Source organism: Lysobacter sp. ISL-50, from assembly GCF_018612875.1.
Classification (GTDB): Bacteria; Pseudomonadota; Gammaproteobacteria; order Xanthomonadales; family Xanthomonadaceae; genus Lysobacter.
This window is the reverse complement of record NZ_JAGGRI010000018.1, coordinates 18164-34505: the sequence shown is the minus strand read 5'-3', so window position 1 is coordinate 34505 and position 16342 is coordinate 18164. Positions and strand designations below refer to the sequence as shown.

At 67.0% G+C, this 16342-nt stretch carries 15 protein-coding genes; 5 read left to right on the top strand and 10 right to left on the bottom strand.

Going from position 1 to position 16342, the window contains the following annotated elements:
* Positions 1-53 precede the first annotated feature (53 nt).
* The 4 genes from J7J50_RS11290 to J7J50_RS11275 all read left to right on the top strand — a co-directional run bounded on the left by J7J50_RS11290 (position 54) and on the right by J7J50_RS11275 (position 5483).
* Positions 54-674 carry a TetR family transcriptional regulator gene (locus J7J50_RS11290; protein ID WP_215058082.1) on the top strand — a complete coding sequence of 207 codons (621 nt, stop codon included), beginning with the start codon at positions 54-56 and terminating at the stop codon, positions 672-674.
* Positions 675-845: 171 nt separating this feature from the next.
* Entirely contained in the window at positions 846-3221 is a 2376-nt protein-coding gene (locus J7J50_RS11285) for a 3-hydroxyacyl-CoA dehydrogenase/enoyl-CoA hydratase family protein (RefSeq protein ID WP_215058081.1), read from the top strand.
* Between the two features lie 174 nt (positions 3222-3395).
* Positions 3396-4601: an acetyl-CoA C-acyltransferase gene (locus tag J7J50_RS11280; protein WP_215058080.1), complete on the top strand. Its 1206-nt coding sequence runs from the start codon at positions 3396-3398 to the stop codon at positions 4599-4601.
* A gap of 156 nt (positions 4602-4757) precedes the next feature.
* Entirely contained in the window at positions 4758-5483 is a 726-nt protein-coding gene (locus J7J50_RS11275; RefSeq protein WP_215058079.1) for a DUF1295 domain-containing protein, read from the top strand.
* A gap of 244 nt (positions 5484-5727) precedes the next feature.
* Here J7J50_RS11275 and J7J50_RS11270 read toward each other — a convergent pair whose 3' ends face one another.
* The 3 genes from J7J50_RS11270 to J7J50_RS11260 form a co-directional block, all read right to left on the bottom strand.
* Positions 5728-6036 (bottom strand): hypothetical protein, encoded by a 309-nt coding sequence (locus J7J50_RS11270; RefSeq protein WP_215058078.1) that lies wholly within the window; start codon positions 6034-6036, stop codon positions 5728-5730.
* 248 nt (positions 6037-6284) lie between these two features.
* On the bottom strand, positions 6285-6659 hold the full coding sequence (locus tag J7J50_RS11265) for a tRNA-binding protein (RefSeq protein WP_215058077.1): 375 nt from the start codon (positions 6657-6659) through the stop codon (positions 6285-6287).
* Positions 6656-7951: an FAD-binding oxidoreductase gene (locus tag J7J50_RS11260; protein ID WP_215058076.1), complete on the bottom strand. Its 1296-nt coding sequence runs from the start codon at positions 7949-7951 to the stop codon at positions 6656-6658. Before J7J50_RS11260 ends, J7J50_RS11265 begins: the two co-directional genes overlap by 4 nt.
* A gap of 85 nt (positions 7952-8036) precedes the next feature.
* Here J7J50_RS11260 and J7J50_RS11255 point away from each other — a divergent pair, with 85 nt between their 5' ends.
* Positions 8037-8465: a hypothetical protein gene (locus J7J50_RS11255; RefSeq protein WP_215058075.1), complete on the top strand. Its 429-nt coding sequence runs from the start codon at positions 8037-8039 to the stop codon at positions 8463-8465.
* A gap of 19 nt (positions 8466-8484) precedes the next feature.
* On the opposite strand, the gene galU is transcribed toward J7J50_RS11255, so the two are convergent.
* The 7 genes from galU to rpsA form a co-directional block, all read right to left on the bottom strand.
* Positions 8485-9384 carry a UTP--glucose-1-phosphate uridylyltransferase GalU gene (galU, locus tag J7J50_RS11250; protein WP_215058074.1) on the bottom strand — a complete coding sequence of 300 codons (900 nt, stop codon included), beginning with the start codon at positions 9382-9384 and terminating at the stop codon, positions 8485-8487.
* Positions 9384-11294 carry a nucleoside-diphosphate sugar epimerase/dehydratase gene (locus tag J7J50_RS11245; protein WP_215058073.1) on the bottom strand — a complete coding sequence of 637 codons (1911 nt, stop codon included), beginning with the start codon at positions 11292-11294 and terminating at the stop codon, positions 9384-9386. The genes galU and J7J50_RS11245 overlap by 1 nt, the downstream gene beginning before the upstream one ends.
* Positions 11295-11331: 37 nt before the next feature.
* On the bottom strand, positions 11332-12324 hold the full coding sequence (locus J7J50_RS11240; RefSeq protein WP_215058072.1) for a glycosyltransferase family 4 protein: 993 nt from the start codon (positions 12322-12324) through the stop codon (positions 11332-11334).
* 3 nt (positions 12325-12327) lie between these two features.
* Entirely contained in the window at positions 12328-13503 is a 1176-nt protein-coding gene (gene lapB / locus J7J50_RS11235) for a lipopolysaccharide assembly protein LapB (RefSeq protein ID WP_215058071.1), read from the bottom strand.
* A 2-nt stretch (positions 13504-13505) separates the two neighbouring features.
* Positions 13506-13793: a lipopolysaccharide assembly protein LapA domain-containing protein gene (locus tag J7J50_RS11230; protein WP_057943242.1), complete on the bottom strand. Its 288-nt coding sequence runs from the start codon at positions 13791-13793 to the stop codon at positions 13506-13508.
* Between the two features lie 243 nt (positions 13794-14036).
* Positions 14037-14339 carry an integration host factor subunit beta gene (locus tag J7J50_RS11225; RefSeq protein WP_031371666.1) on the bottom strand — a complete coding sequence of 101 codons (303 nt, stop codon included), beginning with the start codon at positions 14337-14339 and terminating at the stop codon, positions 14037-14039.
* A gap of 246 nt (positions 14340-14585) precedes the next feature.
* Positions 14586-16271, bottom strand: coding sequence for a 30S ribosomal protein S1 (rpsA, locus tag J7J50_RS11220; RefSeq protein WP_057943243.1), 1686 nt, complete (start codon positions 16269-16271; stop codon positions 14586-14588).
* Positions 16272-16342: the final 71 nt, after the last annotated feature.

Sequence of the window (16342 nt, the reverse complement as noted above, 5' to 3'; positions counted from 1 at the left end):
CTTCAAGACCGCCGCCAGCCGTCCCCCACTGTTTCCGGAGTCCGCCCGACCGCATGTCCACCACCGCGCATTTTTCGACCAAGGACCGCATCCTCGGCGCCGCCGAAGAGCTGTTCGCCCAGTTCGGCTTCAGCGGAACCTCGCTGCGCCAGGTCACCAGCCGCGCCGACGTCAATATCGCCGCGGTCAATTACCACTTCGGCAGCAAGGAAAACCTCGTCAACGAGGTGTTCCGCCGTCGCATGGACGAGATGACCGAGCAACGCATGAGCGCGCTCAAGGCCGCCATCGCCCAGCATCCGGGCGAACTGGAGCCGATCCTGGCCGCGTTCGTCCAACCCGCCCTGGCCCTGGCCCAGGACCGCAACGGCGGCGGCGCCTTCGTGCGGGTCATCGCCCGCGCCTACGCCGAGAAGAACGACAGCCTGCGCAAGTTCCTGTCCGACCACTACGGCCACGTGCTGCGCGAATTCGCCAAGGCCATCGCCGTGGCGGTGCCCGGGCTGAGCAAGGAAGAGCTGTACTGGCGCCTGGACTTCCTGGCCGGCTCGCTGACCTACGCCATGGCCGATTTCGGCCTGATCAAGCGTCCCGCCGGTGTCACCGAGTCGGCGCATCGTGAACGCGCTGCCCGCGAACTGATCCGTTTCGCCGCCGCCGGCTTCAAGAGCTGAGCGGCGCAGGCCCGGTCCCGGCGGGGACCGGCGCCGCCGGCGTGCCCAGTGCACCGGTGACTCCCACCCGCCCGCGCTCAGCGAGCCCGCGCTGGATGCAGCCAGTGCCCGCGTGAGTACCTCCCCTCGCCACGTCCCAGATTCTCGAATTCCTTCAAGGAGTTGTAGACGATGTCCAACCAATTGCTAGTCCGTCGCGCCGCGGTCCTCGGGGCCGGCGTCATGGGCGCCCAGATCGCCGCGCACCTCACCAATGCCGGCGTCGATACGGTCCTGTTCGACCTGGCCGCGAAAGAAGGCGATCCCAACGGTGTCGTCAACAAGGCCATCGCCAATCTGGCCAAGCTCAGCCCGGCGCCGCTGGCCAGCAAGGCCCTGGCCGAGCGCCTGACCGCCGCCAACTACGACACCGGCCTGGAACAGCTGCGCGGCTGCGACCTCATCATCGAGGCGATCGCCGAACGCATGGACTGGAAGCAGGACCTGTACAAGAAGATCGCCCCGTTCGTGGCCGATCACACCGTGCTGGCCTCCAACACCTCCGGCCTGGGCATCAACAAGCTTTCCGAAGTGCTGCCCGAGCAGCTGCGCCACCGCTTCCTCGGCGTGCATTTCTTCAACCCGCCGCGCTACATGCACCTGGCCGAGCTGATCCCGGCCAAGAGCACCGACGCCTCGGTGCTGGAAGGCCTGGAAACCTTCCTGACCACGACCCTGGGCAAGGGCGTGGTGATCGCCAAGGACACCCCGAACTTCATCGGCAACCGCGTCGGCGTGTTCTCGATGCTGGCCGCCATGCACCACACGGAACAATTCGGCCTGGGCTTCGACACCGTCGATGCGCTGACCGGCCCGGCCATCGGCCGTCCGAAGTCGGCCACCTACCGCACCGCCGACGTGGTCGGCCTGGACACGATGGCCCACGTCATCAAGACCATGGCCGACACCCTGCCCGACGATCCGTGGCATCCGTACTTCAAGTCGCCGAAGTGGTTGACCGCGCTGGTCGAGAAAGGCGCGCTGGGCCAGAAGGCCGGCGCCGGCTTCTACACCAAGAAGGGCAAGGACATCCTGGTGCTGGACCTGAAAGCGCAGGATTACCGCGTCAGCGCCGGCGAGCTCGATGCCGACGTCGCCGCGCTGCTGAAGGAAAAGGACCCGGCGAAGAAGTTCGCCGCGCTGCGCGCCAGCACCAATGCGCAGGCGCAGTTCCTGTGGGCGACCTTCCGCGACACCTTCCACTACAGCGCCTTCCATCTGGAATCGATCGCCGACACCGCGCGCGATGTCGATTTCGCCATGCGCTGGGGCTACGGCTGGTCGCTGGGCCCGTTCGAAACCTGGCAGGCCGCGGGCTGGAAGCAGGTCGCCGACTGGATCGCGGAAGACATCGTCGCCGGCAAGACCATGGCCAGCGCGGCGCTGCCGAACTGGGTGTTCGACGGCCGCGAAGGCGTGCACGGCAAGGACGGCAGCTACAGCCCGGGCCGCAACGCCCAGGTGCCGCGTTCGTCCAACCCGGTATATGCGCGCCAGCGTTTCCCCGATGCGCTGCTCGGCGAGAAGTTCTCGCAGGGCCAGACCGTGTTCGAGAACGACGGCATCCGCCTGTGGGCCGACGACGGCGACGACATCGCGGTGATCAGCTTCAAGACCAAGATGCACACGGTCAACGACCACGTGCTCAACGGCATCCAGGAAGCCATCGCCATCGCCGAGAAGAAGTTCAAGGGCGTGGTGATCTGGCAGCCGAAGGAGCCGTTCTCGGCCGGCGCCGATCTGTCCGGCGCGCTGGGCCTGCTGCAGGCCGGCGATCTGAAGGGCTTCGAGGCGATGGTGGCCAACTTCCAGGCCACCAGCCAGCGCATCAAGTATTCGCTGGTGCCGGTGGTCGCGGCGGTGCGCGGCCTCGCCCTCGGCGGCGGCTGCGAATTCCAGATGCATTCGGCGCGCAGCGTGTTCGCGCTGGAAAGCTACATCGGCCTGGTCGAGGCCGGCGTCGGCCTGCTGCCGGCCGGCGGCGGCCTGAAGGAATTCGCGGTGCGCGCTTCGGAAGCGGCCGGTCCGGGCGGCGACGTGTTCGCCGAACTCAAGACCGCGTTCGAGAGCGTGGCGATGGGCAAGGTCTCGACCTCGGCCGTCGAAGCGCGCGAACTCAAGCTGGCCCGCGACAGCGACCGCGTCGTGTTCAACGCCTTCGAACTGCTGCACGTGGCCAAGGCGCAGGCGCGCGCGCTGGCCGAAAGCGGCTACCGCCCGCCCCTGCCCGGCCGCCGCATCCAGGTCGCCGGCGACGTCGGCATCGCCACCTTCAAGATGATGCTGGTGAACATGCTGGAAGGCCGTTTCATATCAAAGCACGACTACGAGATCGCCACCCGCATCGCCACCGTGATCTGCGGCGGCGAAGTCGATCGCGGCGCGCTGGTCGATGAGGAATGGCTGCTCAAGCTCGAGCGCGAACACTTCGTGGCCTTGGCGCAGATGCCCAAGACCCAGGAGCGCATCGCGCACATGCTCAAGACCGGCAAGCCGCTTAGGAACTGAGAATCGGGAATGGGGAATCGGGAATCGCAGAAGCACGGCTTCTTCTCCCGTTTCCCCTCTCCTGCCCCCATATAGAAAAAAACCGGGAGCAAGAATCGAATCGGAACATCGCCGGGCCTGTGCTTCGACGATTCCCGATTCCCGATTCCCGATTCCCGGCTTTCGGAGAAAGCCATGAGCAAGCAAGTTCAAGACGCCTACATCGTCGCCGCCACCCGCACCCCGGTCGGCAAGGCCCCGCGCGGCGTGTTCCGCAATACCCGTCCCGACGACATGCTCGCGCATGTGCTCAAGTCGGTCATCGCGCAGGCGCCGGGCATCGACGTCAACCGCATCGACGACGCGATCATCGGCTGCGCCATGCCCGAGGGCGAGCAAGGCATGAACGTGGCGCGCATCGGCGTGCTGCTGGCCGGTCTGCCCAACACCATCGCCGCGCAAACCATCAACCGCTTCTGCTCGTCGGGCCTGCAGGCCGTGGCGCTGGCGGCCAACGAAATCCGCCTGGGCAATTCCGACCTGATGCTGGCCGGCGGCACCGAGTCGATGTCGATGGTGCCGATGATGGGCAACAAGGTCGCGCTGTCGCCGTCGGTGTTCAACGACGACCACGTCGCCATCGCCTACGGCATGGGCATTACCGCCGAGAAGGTCGCCGAGGAATGGAAGATCTCGCGCGAGGATCAGGACGCGTTCGCCCTGGCCTCTCACCAGAAGGCCATCGCCGCGCAGCAGGCCGGCGAGTTCAAGAGCGAAATCAGCCCGTATGAAGTGATCTCGCACCAGCCCGACCTGTCCGGCAATTTGATCAAGCTGCGCAAGAGCTTGGTCGAGCTCGACGAAGGTCCGCGTCCGGACGCGTCGCTGGAAGCGCTGGCCAAACTCAAGCCGGTGTTCCGCAACGGCCAGTTCGGCGGCAGCGTCACCGCCGGCACCAGTTCGCAGATGAGCGACGGCGCCGCGGCGGTGTTGCTGGCCTCGGGCCAGGCGGTGAAGGACTACGGCCTGACTCCGCTCGCGCGTTTCGTCAGCTTCTCGGTCGCCGGCGTGCGTCCGGAAGTGATGGGCATCGGCCCGATCGCGGCGATCCCCAAGGCGCTGAAGCAGGCCGGCCTGAGCAAGGACCAGATCGACTGGATCGAGCTCAACGAAGCCTTCGCCGCGCAGGCGCTGGCGGTGATCCGCGACAGCGGCCTGGACCCGTCCAAGGTCAATCCGCTCGGCGGCGCGATCGCGCTCGGCCATCCGCTCGGCGCGACCGGCGCCATCCGCACCGCCACCATCGTGCACGGCCTGCAGCGCCGTAAGCAGAAGTACGGCCTGGTGACGATGTGCATCGGCACCGGTATGGGCGCGGCGGGCGTGTTCGAGTCGCTGTAAGCCGAACGCGGCATCGCGCTTTGCGCTGAAGAGCTCCGGGCATAACCCGGGGTTCTTTTTTTGCCTGCGCATTTGGCCGCATCCGCCCCTGTATCCGGCGCGGGCGGCATGATGGGATGCAGCGTTGATACGCACGTCCTTCGGAACCGGTCACCCATGAACGAATCAGTCTCGCCGCCCGGCTGGGCCGTCGCGATGCGCCGCCTCACCACTTACCTGTCGCAGGATTTCCTCGGCGGCCCGCGGCCGTGGAAACTTGCCTGGGTGGTGAATTTCCAGAAGGCCGGCACGTTCTTCTTTCTCGGCGCCTTGATCGCCTGTTACCACAACACCTCCACCGCGGCGTGGATCTACCTGGCGATGCACGGCAGTTACGGCCTGGTCTGGATCATCAAGGACCTGACGTTTCCGGACCCGAGCTGGCAGGTCAAGGTGACGATCGGCGGCGGCATCAACTCGTTCCTGAGCGTGCTGGGTTGGTACTGGGTGTTCGGTTGGTTGCTGATCTCCGGCACGGCGCGGCCCGACTATCCGCTGCCGGACGCGGCCTGGTTCTGCCTGTGCATCAGCCTTTGCATCCTGGGCTGCGCGATCATGATAGCCGCCGATGCGCAAAAGTATTTCACCTTGCGCCTGCGCCGCGGCTTGATCGACGACGGCATGTTCCGCTATGTCCGCCACCCGAATTATCTCGGCGAAATCATGATCTACGGCAGCTTCGCGCTGATGGTCTGGCACTGGCTGCCGGCGCTGGTACTGGCCTGGGTATGGCTGGGTCTGTTCGCGGTGAACATGGCGATGAAGGAAGCCAGCATGTCGCGCTACCCGCAATGGGCCGCGTACAAGACGCGCAGCTGGTGGCTGGTGCCGGGCGTGTTCTGAGTCGCGTTGGTCGCGCTTGGATTCGCATCCACTGCTTCGCGGTCGCGATGGTGTTCGCTGGGCGCCAGTGGCATCGGCTTGCATAGCCGATCCGTCAGGCGATTCAGCCGCCTCGGCGACGGCCCCGATCTGAGGAAAAAACTCCGGCGGACGCTGATCGTCCGCCGGAGCGGGTCGTCAGTGCGGCCGCGCTCGCGCGCGACCGGCGATCTGGCGAATAAAACGCGAGCCGATGCGGCGCGGCTTACTTCGGGCAGGCGGTGAACTTGCCCTTGGCGTCGCGGCAGTGCTTGGTTTCGGCTTTCTTGGCGCAGGCGATGAACTTGCCCTTGTCGTCGCGGCAACGTTCGGTCGCGGCCTTGGCCGGTGCCGACTTGGCCGGTGCCGACTTGGCGGGGGCCGCGGCGGCGGGCTTGGCGGCGGTGGCGGCGGCCGGCGCCGACTTGGTCGCGGATGCGGGCTGGGTGGCGGGCGCGGGCTGCGGCGCGGCGACGGCGCCGAGGCTCAAGGACAGAAGGAGGGAAGCGAGCGAAACGGCGAGCGTACGGCGCATGGCGAATCTCCCTGAAACGCGATCGGAATGTGGATCGCAGCCGGATGCTAGCAACCGATCCGCCGCTATTGCGTGTTGGCGGCATTAAATTTACTTAATGAAGCCGGTTAATCTGCGGCCGGCTTTGTATTGGTGTGGTCTGGGAGTCGCTGCCGGGCCTGCAAGTTGTGCCGCCGCCGTGGCCAATCCGCCGCAACGGCGCAAGTTGGAGCGCTTGCGGCGCTCAAGCCCCGCACCGCGCAGCGGCCTCAGGCCAGCCGCGTCCCGTTCGGCACCGGCCGCTCGATGGTGGTGATCACCACGCCCTCCTCGGTCGGAAAACCGGTCAGCAGGAACTCGGACACGAACGGCCCGATCTGCTTGGGCGGGAAATTGACCACCCCGACGATCTGCCGTCCGAGCAGTTCGTCCGCCGAATACAGATGGCGGATCTGCGCGCTGGTCTTGCGCAGCCCGTACGGGCCGAAATCCACCCACAGCTTCCACGCCGGCTTGCGCGCCTGCGGGAATTCCTCGACCTGGGTGACCGTGCCGGCGCAGATCAGCACCTTCTCGAAATCGCTCCACGCGATCAGGCCGTGCGCTTGTTCGCCGCCGCCCTCGCCCGCATTGCCGTGACTCATCGCTTGCTTCCTTCTGTCATGTCCTTCCATCGGTCCTTGAACTGCGCCCAGCTGTAGCTCAGCTGCGCGGCCAGCAGACCGGCGGGTTTCATCGCCGAGACCAGACCGTAGTCGGACAGCTCGCGCCAGCGCTCGTCGCCGTGCGCGATCGCCGCGGCCAGCACTTCGCCGGCAAACGTGGTCGGGGCGACGCCATGGCCGCCGAAGGCCTGCGCCAGCCACAGGCCGTCATCGACCCGGCCGATCTGCGGCATCTGGTGGCGCGCGTAACTCATCAGCCCGGACCAGGCGTAATCGACCCGGGTCCCGGCCAGTTGCGGAAACACCTTGAGCAGATCGCGATAAAGCAGGCGCTGCACCTGCCGCGGCGAGCGTTCGCGTACCGAGATGCGCCCGCCCCACAGCAGCCGCGTGTCCGCCAGCGGCCGGTAATAGTCGAAGGCGAAGCGGCTGTCGTAGACCGCCGCGCGCGTGCGCAACGCGCTGTCGAGGCGATCGCCGAGCGGCTCAGTCACCATCACATAGGTCGCGATCGGCATCACCGCCGCATCGACTTCGCGCCGCAGCCCGGCCAGATAGCCGCCGCAGGCCAGCACCACCTGCTCGGCCTGGATCTCGCCGCGTTCGGTGCGCACGCGCCAGCCCGAGGGGCCGCGTTCGAGCGCGAGCGCCGCGGTGCCCTCGTGCACGCGCACGCCGCGTTCGGTCGCGAGCGCGGCGATGCCCTGCGCGTACTTGAGCGGATGAAAGTGAAAAGCCTGCGGTTCGAACAAGGCGTCGTGATAGCGCTGGCTGCGCACGCGTTCGCGCAGGCGCTCGCGCGGCCACCATTGCCAGTGCGTGTCGTAGTGTTCGGCCAGCAGTCGCTGGCGCGAGCGCAGCACGTGAGGATCGCGGAACCAGTTGGCCCAGACGATGCCGGCCTCGGTCGCGTCGCAGTCGATACCGTGGCGATGGATGCGCGAGCGGATCAGCTCGACCGCGTCCAGGCTGCCGGCGTAGAGGGCGCGCGCGCGTTGCGGCCCCAGCTCGCGCAGCAGCGCGTCCTCGCCGCGCGAGAAGCCGCCGAACACGAAGCCGCCGTTGCGTCCGGAGGCGCCGTGGCCGATCCGTTGCGCCTCGATCAGCAGCACGTCGTCGAGGCCGCGTTCGGCCAGTCCCAACGCGGTGTTGAGCCCGGCGAACCCGCCGCCGATCACGCACACTCTCGCCTGCGCCGGGCCTTCCAGCGGCGACCATCGACGGTCGTGGCCGACACTGGCGCGGTAATAGTTTTCGGCGGGTATGGACATGGTCGGATCGGAACGGTTTGATGGCGGCCTGCGACCGCAGCGCCGTCCATCGCGGACCGTGCCGTCGCTTGCCGGGAGCGAGACGATGGAAATCCACCGCGCCGACTTAGCCTACCGCAGACGCAGCCTGTGGCTGTTGTCGACGATAGTCGGCCTGTGCGCGATCGGGCTGTGGCAATTGCACGAGTGGCTGCAGATCGTGCACAGCCACGTCCAGGCCGGCGACGCCGAACAGGCGCGGCGCTGGCTGCGCCGGGCGATCGCCGGCGTGGTGTTCGCGCCGTCGCTGCCGCTGGCCTTGTGGGGCCACAGCCTGCGTCGCCTGGGCCTGACCGCGCAGGCGGAAAACCGCTTTCCGCCGCGCCAATGGAAAACCTATCGCGACGTGCGCGTGCTGCGCGATCGCGCCGCCCAGGACTGGTCGCGGCGCACTCGATGGCTGGGGCGCATAGCGCAAAACGCCGCCGGGCTGTGCGCCGCGGCGGCGTTGGGGGTGTGGTTCTGGCTGAGCTGAGCGGCCGCGCCGCGTGGGCTTATTCCAGGTCTTCCACGCCCAGTTCGGCCAGCGCGTTCTGCATCAGCTGCCGCGCCGAGTCGCTGAGCTTTTCGTGATCCAGCGCGTAGCGGATGGTCGCCTCGATCAAACCGATATGCGTGCCGCAGTCGAAGCGCGTGCCCTGGAAACGGTAGGCATTGACGGTCTCGCGCTGGAGCAAGGTCGCGATCGCGTCGGTGAGCTGGATCTCGCCGCCGGCGCCCGGGGTGGTGTTTTCCAGCAGTTCGAAGATGCCCGGATTGAGCACGTAGCGGCCGACCACGGCCAAGTTGCTGGGCGCGACTTCGGGCTTGGGCTTCTCGACGATGGCGGTGATGCGGCCCTGGCGCGCGTCGAAGTTCTGCGTCGCCACGATGCCGTAGCTGCCGGTCTGTTCCTTGGGCACGTCCTGCACCGCGATCACGCTGGCGCCGGTGGCCTGGGCCGCGTCGGCCATCTGCTTGAGCGCGCCGGGGCCGCGATTCCAGATCACGTCGTCGGGCAGCAGCACCGCGAAGGGCTCGTTGCCGATCACTTCCTTGGCGCACAACACCGCATGGCCCAGGCCCAGCGCTTCAGCCTGGGTCACGAACACCGCGCGCACGCCCGGCGGCAGCACGTTGCGGACCAGTTCGAGTTGTTCGAGCTTGCCCGAGCGCTCGAGCTTGTGTTCGAGCTCGTAGGCCTTGTCGAAGTAATCCGCGACCGCGTGCTTGTAGCGATTGGTGATGAACACCAGCGTGTCGCAACCGGCTTCGATAGCTTCATCGACAGCGTATTGGATCAGCGGCCGATCGATGATCGGCAGCATTTCCTTGGGAACGGTCTTGGTGGCGGGAAGGAATCGGGTGCCGAGGCCGGCGACGGGAAATACGGCTTTGCGGATGCGTGCAGCCATCAAATCTTCCTGGCGTTACGGGCGGGGAATGCGACCACGGTAGCCGATTCCTTGTAATCCGGGTGTTCACCCACCGGCTGGAACTCCGGAACGGCGATGCGCAGCAAGATGCCGAGCGCTTCGCGGTCGTAACGGATCGAGGCCTCGCGCAGTTGCTGCAGCGAATGCTCCAGCGCGCCGCTTGACACGTCGCGCGGCTCGGCCTGCAGGATCTTGGGATGCACGGTCGGGCGGTAACGCTCGTCGGCGTGGAACAAGGTCTCGTGCAGCTTCTCGCCCGGACGCAGGCCGGTATAGACGATGGCCACGTCGCGGCCCGGCTGCTTGCCGGCCAGGCGGATCATCTGCTCGGCCAACAGGCGGATCGGCACCGGCTCGCCCATGTCGAGGGTGTAGATGGCTTCGTGGGTGCCGATCGCCGAGGCCTGCAGGATCAGCTGGCAGGCTTCCGGGATGGTCATGAAGAAGCGCGTGACTTCCGGATCGGTGACGGTGACCGGGCCGCCGCTGCGGATCTGTTCGCGGAACAGCGGCACCACGCTGCCGGCCGAGTCGAGCACGTTGCCGAAGCGCACGGTGACGAAGCGGGTCTTGCGCTGGTCGGCCAGCGACTGGCAGGTCATCTCGGCCAGGCGCTTGGTCGCGCCGAGCACGTTGACCGGATCGACCGCCTTGTCGGTGGAGATCAGCACGAAGGTGCCCACGCCGGCGGCGCGGCAGGCGCGCGCGACGGTTTCGGTGGCCAGCACGTTGTTGCGCACCGCTTCGCGCAGTTGCGCTTCCAGCAGCGGCACCTGCTTGTAGGCGGCGGCGTGGAAAGCGGCGTCGGGCTCGGCCAGCTTGAGCGCGTACTCGATCACGGCCTTGTCGCCGCAGTCGCCCAGGATCGGAATGAATTCGACGTCGGGGAAATCGCGGCGCAGCGCGGTCTCGGTGGTGACCAGGGCCAGTTCATCGATCTCGATCAGGGCGATGCGGCCGGCGCCGTGGCGCGCGCACTGGCGGCACAGTTCCGAACCGATGGAACCGCCGGCGCCGGTGACCAACACCGAACGCGAGCCCAGCCAGCCCCGGATCGCCTTCCAGTCGGGCAACACCGGCTTGCGCCCGAGCAAATCCTCGATCGCGACTTCCTTGAGCTCGCCCGGCAACGAACGCCCTTCCAGCACGTCCTGCAGGCGCGGCACCATCCGGAACGGCACCGCCGTGCGTTCGCAGGCCATGACGATGCGCTGCATCGCGTCGGCGTCGGCCGACGGCATCGCGATGACCAGCAGCTTGGCCGCGGTCTCGCGGGCGATTTCGGCGACGTCATCGACCTTGCCCAACACCGGCACGCCCTGCACCTTGCTGCCGCGCAGGCGCGCGGCGTCGTCGAGGAAGCCGACCGGGTGATAGGTGCCGAAGCGGCGCAGATCGCGCACCAGCGCTTCGCCGGCGCGGCCGGCGCCGAGGATCAGGATGCGCACCGATACCGAGTTGGCATTGTCGATGCGGCTGTCCTTCCAGGCGCGGTACAGCAGGCGCGGCGCGCCGAGCATGCCCATCAGCACCAGCGGATACAGCACCAGCACCGTGCGCGGCACCTGGTCGACGCGGTTGTACAGGAACAGGCCCAGCACGATCGCGAACAGGCCCAGCATGCAGGCCTTGAAGATGTTCCAAAGATCGGGGACGCCGGCGAAGCGCCACAGGCCGCGGTACAGACCGACCTGCCAGAACACCAGGCCTTGCGCGGCCAGGACCAGAGCGATCTCGGTGGACCACAACGGCAGGGGCGGCGGCGTGGCGACGATGCCGAAGCGCAGCTTGTGCAGGGCTTGCCAGACCAGCCAGACCATCGCGAGATCGTGCGCGACCACCGCCAATCGGGGCAGTCCGCTCTTGAGTCGATCACGCAATGAGCTCATTCCCTGCCTCGCCTGCAATACATATCGGTCGGTTCGCTCAGCTGTCCGCGCCGCCGGAACCGGTTTCGGTCCGTTGGATCAGCCACCAAAAAAAAGCGCCGGATATATACCACCCGGCTCCCATACACAGCATGAAACCGAATCGGACTTCGGTCACAAGGCTTAGGGAGGCTACGGCCAGCCCCGTGAAAACCGCATAGGCAAAGGTGACTCGGGCGTGACCGCTGCGCCTCGCCCATACCTGATAGGCGTGCTGAGTGTGCGGGGTCCACCAGCGTTCGCCGCGCCACACCCGCCGCAGCAAGGTCAGGCTGGAATCGACCATGAACGCGGCCAGCGGGATCAGCAGCAACGCCAGGGTCATCCCTCGCCAGGGTCGGCCGGCGTCGGCCGCCAGCACCATCAACCCCGCCACGGCGTAGCCGATCGCGCCGCTGCCGACATCGCCCATGAAGATCCGCGCGCACGGGAAATTGAACGGCAAGAAGCCCAGGCTGGCCGCCAGCAGGGCCAGCGCCAGCCAGCGCCAGACCTCCCCGCCGCCCATCCAGGCCACCGCCAGCGCGACCAGGACGGTCTGCGTGGCGGCCAGGCCGTTGATCCCGTCCATGAAGTTCCACACGTTGGTCAGGCCCAGCGCCAACACGAACGCGGCCAGCACCAGCCAGTTCGGGCTGCCGCTGTGCCAGAGCGCGAAGGCGAGCAAGGCCGCCGCCAGCGCATGCACGCCCAGGCGCAGCCAGGGCGACAGCGGCCGGTGGTCATCGACCCAGCCGATCGCCGCGACCAGGCTCAGGCCGAGCCCGAACACCAGCGCCTTCGGCGCGTAGGAAGGAAAGCGCAACCCCAGCGCGATCGCCCCGACCAGCAGCGCCGCGACGATGGCGATGCCGCCGCCGCGCGGCGTGGCCACGGCATGGCTGCGGCGCTCGCCGGGTTCGTCGATCATGTTGCGGCGCAGTGCGTAGGCACGCGCCAGCCAAGTGCCCGCCGCGCCCAGCGCCGCGAAGATCGCGATCCATGCCCCCATGACTCAGACCACCGCGTAATTCAGCAGCGGCTTGACCGAACCCCATTCCTTGCAACTGGGACATTGCCAGTGATGGCTGCGCGCGCCGAAGCCGCAGCGGTTGCAGCGATAACTGGGGTTGCGCACCAGCAACTGGTCGGTGATGTGCTTGAGATCGTGCAGGGTCGCCAGCGGGTCGGCGTTTTCGGCCAGGGTCAGGTCGATCAGCGCGGCCTCGCCGCGCACCGACGGGCGGTCCTTGAGCTGGCGCGCCAGGTACGCGCGCGCGGCCGGCACGCCGTCCTCGGCCTCGACCATGCGCGTGAGCGCCAGCACCGGCGCGATGCCGCGGTAGTGCTCGCACATCTCGGCCAGGAACGCGCGCGCGCCGGTCGGATCGCCGTTGCGCTCGTAGCAGCTCAGCAACGCCGGCAGCACTTCGGGCAGATAGTCCGGATCGGCGCGGGCCACGCGTTCGAAGGCGCGGATCGCCGCGGCGTCGTTGCCGGCTTCGACTTCGATCCGGCCTTCCAGCATGCCGGCGCGCACCGAATTGGCGTCGGCCTCGTAGGCGCGCTTGACCGCGGCGCGCGCCGCGTCGCTGTCGCCGGCAGCGCGATGGCGGTCGGCCAGTTCGCATTCGAACTGGGCGATCAGCTTGCCCATCGGCTCGCCGGTCGCGGCTTCGAAACGCTGCGCGTTCTCGATCGCCTTGTCCCAGTCGCGTTCGGACTGGTAGATGCCAATCAGATGGCGCAAGGCCAGCGGCGCCATGTCCAGCGCGACCAGATCGCTGAAGACGGTTTCGGCGCGATCGAGCAGGCCCGAGCGCATGTAGTCCTCGCCCAACGCCAGCAGCGCCTGCACCTTCTGCTGATCGCTCAGCCCGGGCCGTTGCACCAGCGCCTGGTGCAGGCGGATGGCGCGATCGACCTCGCCGCGACGGCGGAACAGATGGCCGAGCGCGACCTGGGTTTCGAAGGTGTCCTTGTCGAGTTCGGCGATGTGCAGGAACAACTCGATCGCTTTGTCGGGCTGCTCGTTGAGCAGGTAGTTCAGGCCGCGGAAATAGGTGGTGGACAGGCGGCTGACCTGGTTGTCGCTATGGCGTTCGCCGCCGCGGCGGCCGATCACCCAGCCGCTGACGGCGGCGATCGGCAACAACAGGAAGAACCAGAACCACTGGCTGATGAATTCCATGCTCAGACCTCGGGGCCGGTGAGCGTCGGCGCGCTGGTCGCCGGGCCGCCGCGCGCGTCGCGTTCGGCGCGGGCCAGACGGCGGCGCAGCGGCAGCACCACGCTGGCGCTGATGGCCAGGCCGCCGATCAAGGCGCCGATCAGCAGCGCCACGATCAGGGCGATGCCGAGCGAGGTCGCCGGAATGAAGCCGATGCCCAGGTCGATGCTGACCAGTTGCCGGTTGAGGGCGCCCAGGATCGCGCCGGTGGCCAGAAAGACCAGGGCGATGAGGAGACGGATCACGCGCATGTGGGGTTCCGATCAGTCGTGCACGATCTCGTGCGTGTCGCGCCTAGCTTAACGGACACGGATGGACGCCGCGTATAGGCGGGGAGCAGTAGAGAGTTCACAGGAGTGAGGAACGAGTAAGAGCAGAAGGCATCGGAACCGAGCCCCCGGGTCGCGGGCGAGCTGCTGTCGAGCATGGGAGGGACAACGAGAGAGCGGCTTTCGCTCACTCCTCACTCCTCTCAACTCATTGCTCGAAACCCCTCAGGCTTCCTCGTCCAACGGCGTGACGCCGCTGACGCGCTCGCGCAATTCCTTGCCGGGCTTGAAGTGCGGCACGTGCTTGCCGGGCAGCGCGACCGATTCGCCGGTCTTGGGGTTGCGCCCCAGGCGCGGCGGACGGTAGTGCAGCGAGAAGCTGCCGAATCCGCGGATCTCGATCCGCTCGCCGGCCGACAGGGCACCGCCCATCATTTCCAGCAAGGCCTTCACCGCCAGATCCACATCGTCGCCCTTGAGGTGGGCCTGACGCTGCGAAAGGATCTCGATGAGCTCGGATTTGGTCATGCGGTGTGGTGCCTGGCCTTATAGAAGGTCGTTGAAGAAGATGCGGCACCGCGCTCATGCGCGATCCCCTGCCGCAGGCCGGAGCGGACCGGCTTGGCCGGGCCGCCCTGGCGGAGGTAGCGCCGTCCGGCGACCGCCGGACCGCACTACCCTACCTCTGACTGCAAAAACCGGCGCCGGCCAGCGGCGCCGTTGTTACAAATTGCCGCCGCCCCGGTACGACCGGGACGGCAGGCGATACCGCGATTACTCGGACTTGCCGCCCAGACGCTCGCGCAGCAGCGCGCCGAGGCTGGTGGTGCCGGTGGCGGCTTCGGAGTGACGGTTGTAGTCCGCCAGCGCCTCTTGCTGCTCGGCTTCGTCCTTGGCCTTGATCGACAGCTGCATGCTGCGGCCCTTGCGGTCGGTGCCGATGATCTTGGCTTCGACTTCCTGGCCGACCTTCAGGTACTGCGAGGCATCCTCGACGCGTTCCTTGGCGATGTCGCGCGCGGCGACGTAGCCTTCGATGCCGTCGGCGAGTTCGATCGTGGCGCCCTTGGCGTCCACTTCCTTCACCACGCCCTTGACGATCGTGCCCTTGGCGTTGGAAGCCACATACTGGCCCATCGGGTCCTGCTCGAGCTGCTTCACGCCGAGCGAGATGCGCTCGCGCTCCGGATCGACGGCCAGAACCACGGCTTCCAGCGTGTCGCCCTTCTTGAAGTTGCGCACGATGTCTTCGCCGGTGGTGTTCCAGCTGATGTCCGACAGGTGCACCAGGCCGTCGATGCCGCCGTCCAGGCCGATGAAGATGCCGAAGTCGGTGATCGACTTGATCTGGCCTTCGACCTTGTCGCCCTTCTTGTGGATGGCCGCGAAGGTCTCCCACGGGTTCGAGGTGACCTGCTTCATGCCCAGCGAGATACGACGACGCTCTTCATCGACGTCCAGCACCATGACCTGAACTTCGTCGCCGACCTGCACGATCTTGGACGGATTGACGTTCTTGTTGGTCCAATCCATTTCGGACACGTGGACCAGGCCTTCGACGCCCGGCTCGATCTCGACGAACGCGCCGTAATCGGTGACGTTGCTGACCTTGCCGAACACGCGGGTGTTGGCCGGGTAGCGACGGGCGATGTTGTCCCACGGATCCTCGCCCAGCTGCTTGAGGCCGAGGCTGACGCGGTTGCGCTCGCGGTCGTACTTGAGCACGCGCACGTCGAGCTCCTGACCGACTTCCACGACTTCCGACGGGTGACGCACGCGCTTCCACGCCATGTCGGTGATGTGCAGCAGGCCGTCGATGCCGCCCAGGTCCACGAACGCGCCGTAATCGGTGAGGTTCTTGACCACGCCCTTGAGGATCGCGCCTTCCTGCAGCTTCTCCATCAGCTGTTCGCGCTCGACGCTGTACTCGCTCTCGACCACCGCGCGGCGGGAGACGACGATGTTATTGCGCTTGCGGTCCAGCTTGATCAGCTTGAACTCGAGTTCCTTGCCTTCCAGGTAGGCGGAGTCGCGCACCGGGCGCACGTCCACCAGCGAACCGGGCAGGAAGCCGCGGACATCCTTGATGTCGACGGTGAAACCACCCTTGACCTTGCCGCTGATGCGGCCGGTGATGGTCTCGTTCTTTTCGAGCGCCTCTTCGAGCTCGTCCCACACCATGGCGCGCTTGGCTTTCTCGCGCGACAGTACGGTTTCGCCGAAGCCGTTCTCGATCGAGTCGAGCGCGACCTTGACTTCGTCGCCCACGGCGACGTCGATCTCGCCGGCGTCGTTACGGAACTGTTCGATCGGCACGATGCCTTCAGACTTCAGGCCCGCGTTGATCACCACCACGTCGCTGCGGACTTCCACAACGGTACCGGTGACGATCGCGCCCGGCTTCAGCTTGGCCAGGTATTGCTGGCTGGCTTCGAACAGTTCGGCAAATGATTCGGTCATTGGATTGAATATCTCAGTTGAACACACGGATCGCACCGTTTGACATCGTTGCCGTCGTGGCAACGCAAGCA

Coding starts and splice junctions, on each gene's coding strand:
- J7J50_RS11255 (WP_215058075.1), top strand. CDS start 8,037: ATGGAAATCCACCGCGCCGACTTAGCCTACCGCAGACGCAGCCTGTGG.
- rpsA (WP_057943243.1), bottom strand. CDS start 16,271: ATGACCGAATCATTTGCCGAACTGTTCGAAGCCAGCCAGCAATACCTG.
- J7J50_RS11225 (WP_031371666.1), bottom strand. CDS start 14,339: ATGACCAAATCCGAGCTCATCGAGATCCTTTCGCAGCGTCAGGCCCAC.
- J7J50_RS11260 (WP_215058076.1), bottom strand. CDS start 7,951: ATGTCCATACCCGCCGAAAACTATTACCGCGCCAGTGTCGGCCACGAC.
- J7J50_RS11245 (WP_215058073.1), bottom strand. CDS start 11,294: ATGAGCTCATTGCGTGATCGACTCAAGAGCGGACTGCCCCGATTGGCG.
- J7J50_RS11265 (WP_215058077.1), bottom strand. CDS start 6,659: ATGAGTCACGGCAATGCGGGCGAGGGCGGCGGCGAACAAGCGCACGGC.
- J7J50_RS11230 (WP_057943242.1), bottom strand. CDS start 13,793: ATGCGCGTGATCCGTCTCCTCATCGCCCTGGTCTTTCTGGCCACCGGC.
- J7J50_RS11240 (WP_215058072.1), bottom strand. CDS start 12,324: ATGGGGGCATGGATCGCGATCTTCGCGGCGCTGGGCGCGGCGGGCACT.
- galU (WP_215058074.1), bottom strand. CDS start 9,384: ATGGCTGCACGCATCCGCAAAGCCGTATTTCCCGTCGCCGGCCTCGGC.
- J7J50_RS11275 (WP_215058079.1), top strand. CDS start 4,758: ATGAACGAATCAGTCTCGCCGCCCGGCTGGGCCGTCGCGATGCGCCGC.
- J7J50_RS11270 (WP_215058078.1), bottom strand. CDS start 6,036: ATGCGCCGTACGCTCGCCGTTTCGCTCGCTTCCCTCCTTCTGTCCTTG.
- lapB (WP_215058071.1), bottom strand. CDS start 13,503: ATGGAATTCATCAGCCAGTGGTTCTGGTTCTTCCTGTTGTTGCCGATC.
- J7J50_RS11280 (WP_215058080.1), top strand. CDS start 3,396: ATGAGCAAGCAAGTTCAAGACGCCTACATCGTCGCCGCCACCCGCACC.
- J7J50_RS11290 (WP_215058082.1), top strand. CDS start 54: ATGTCCACCACCGCGCATTTTTCGACCAAGGACCGCATCCTCGGCGCC.
- J7J50_RS11285 (WP_215058081.1), top strand. CDS start 846: ATGTCCAACCAATTGCTAGTCCGTCGCGCCGCGGTCCTCGGGGCCGGC.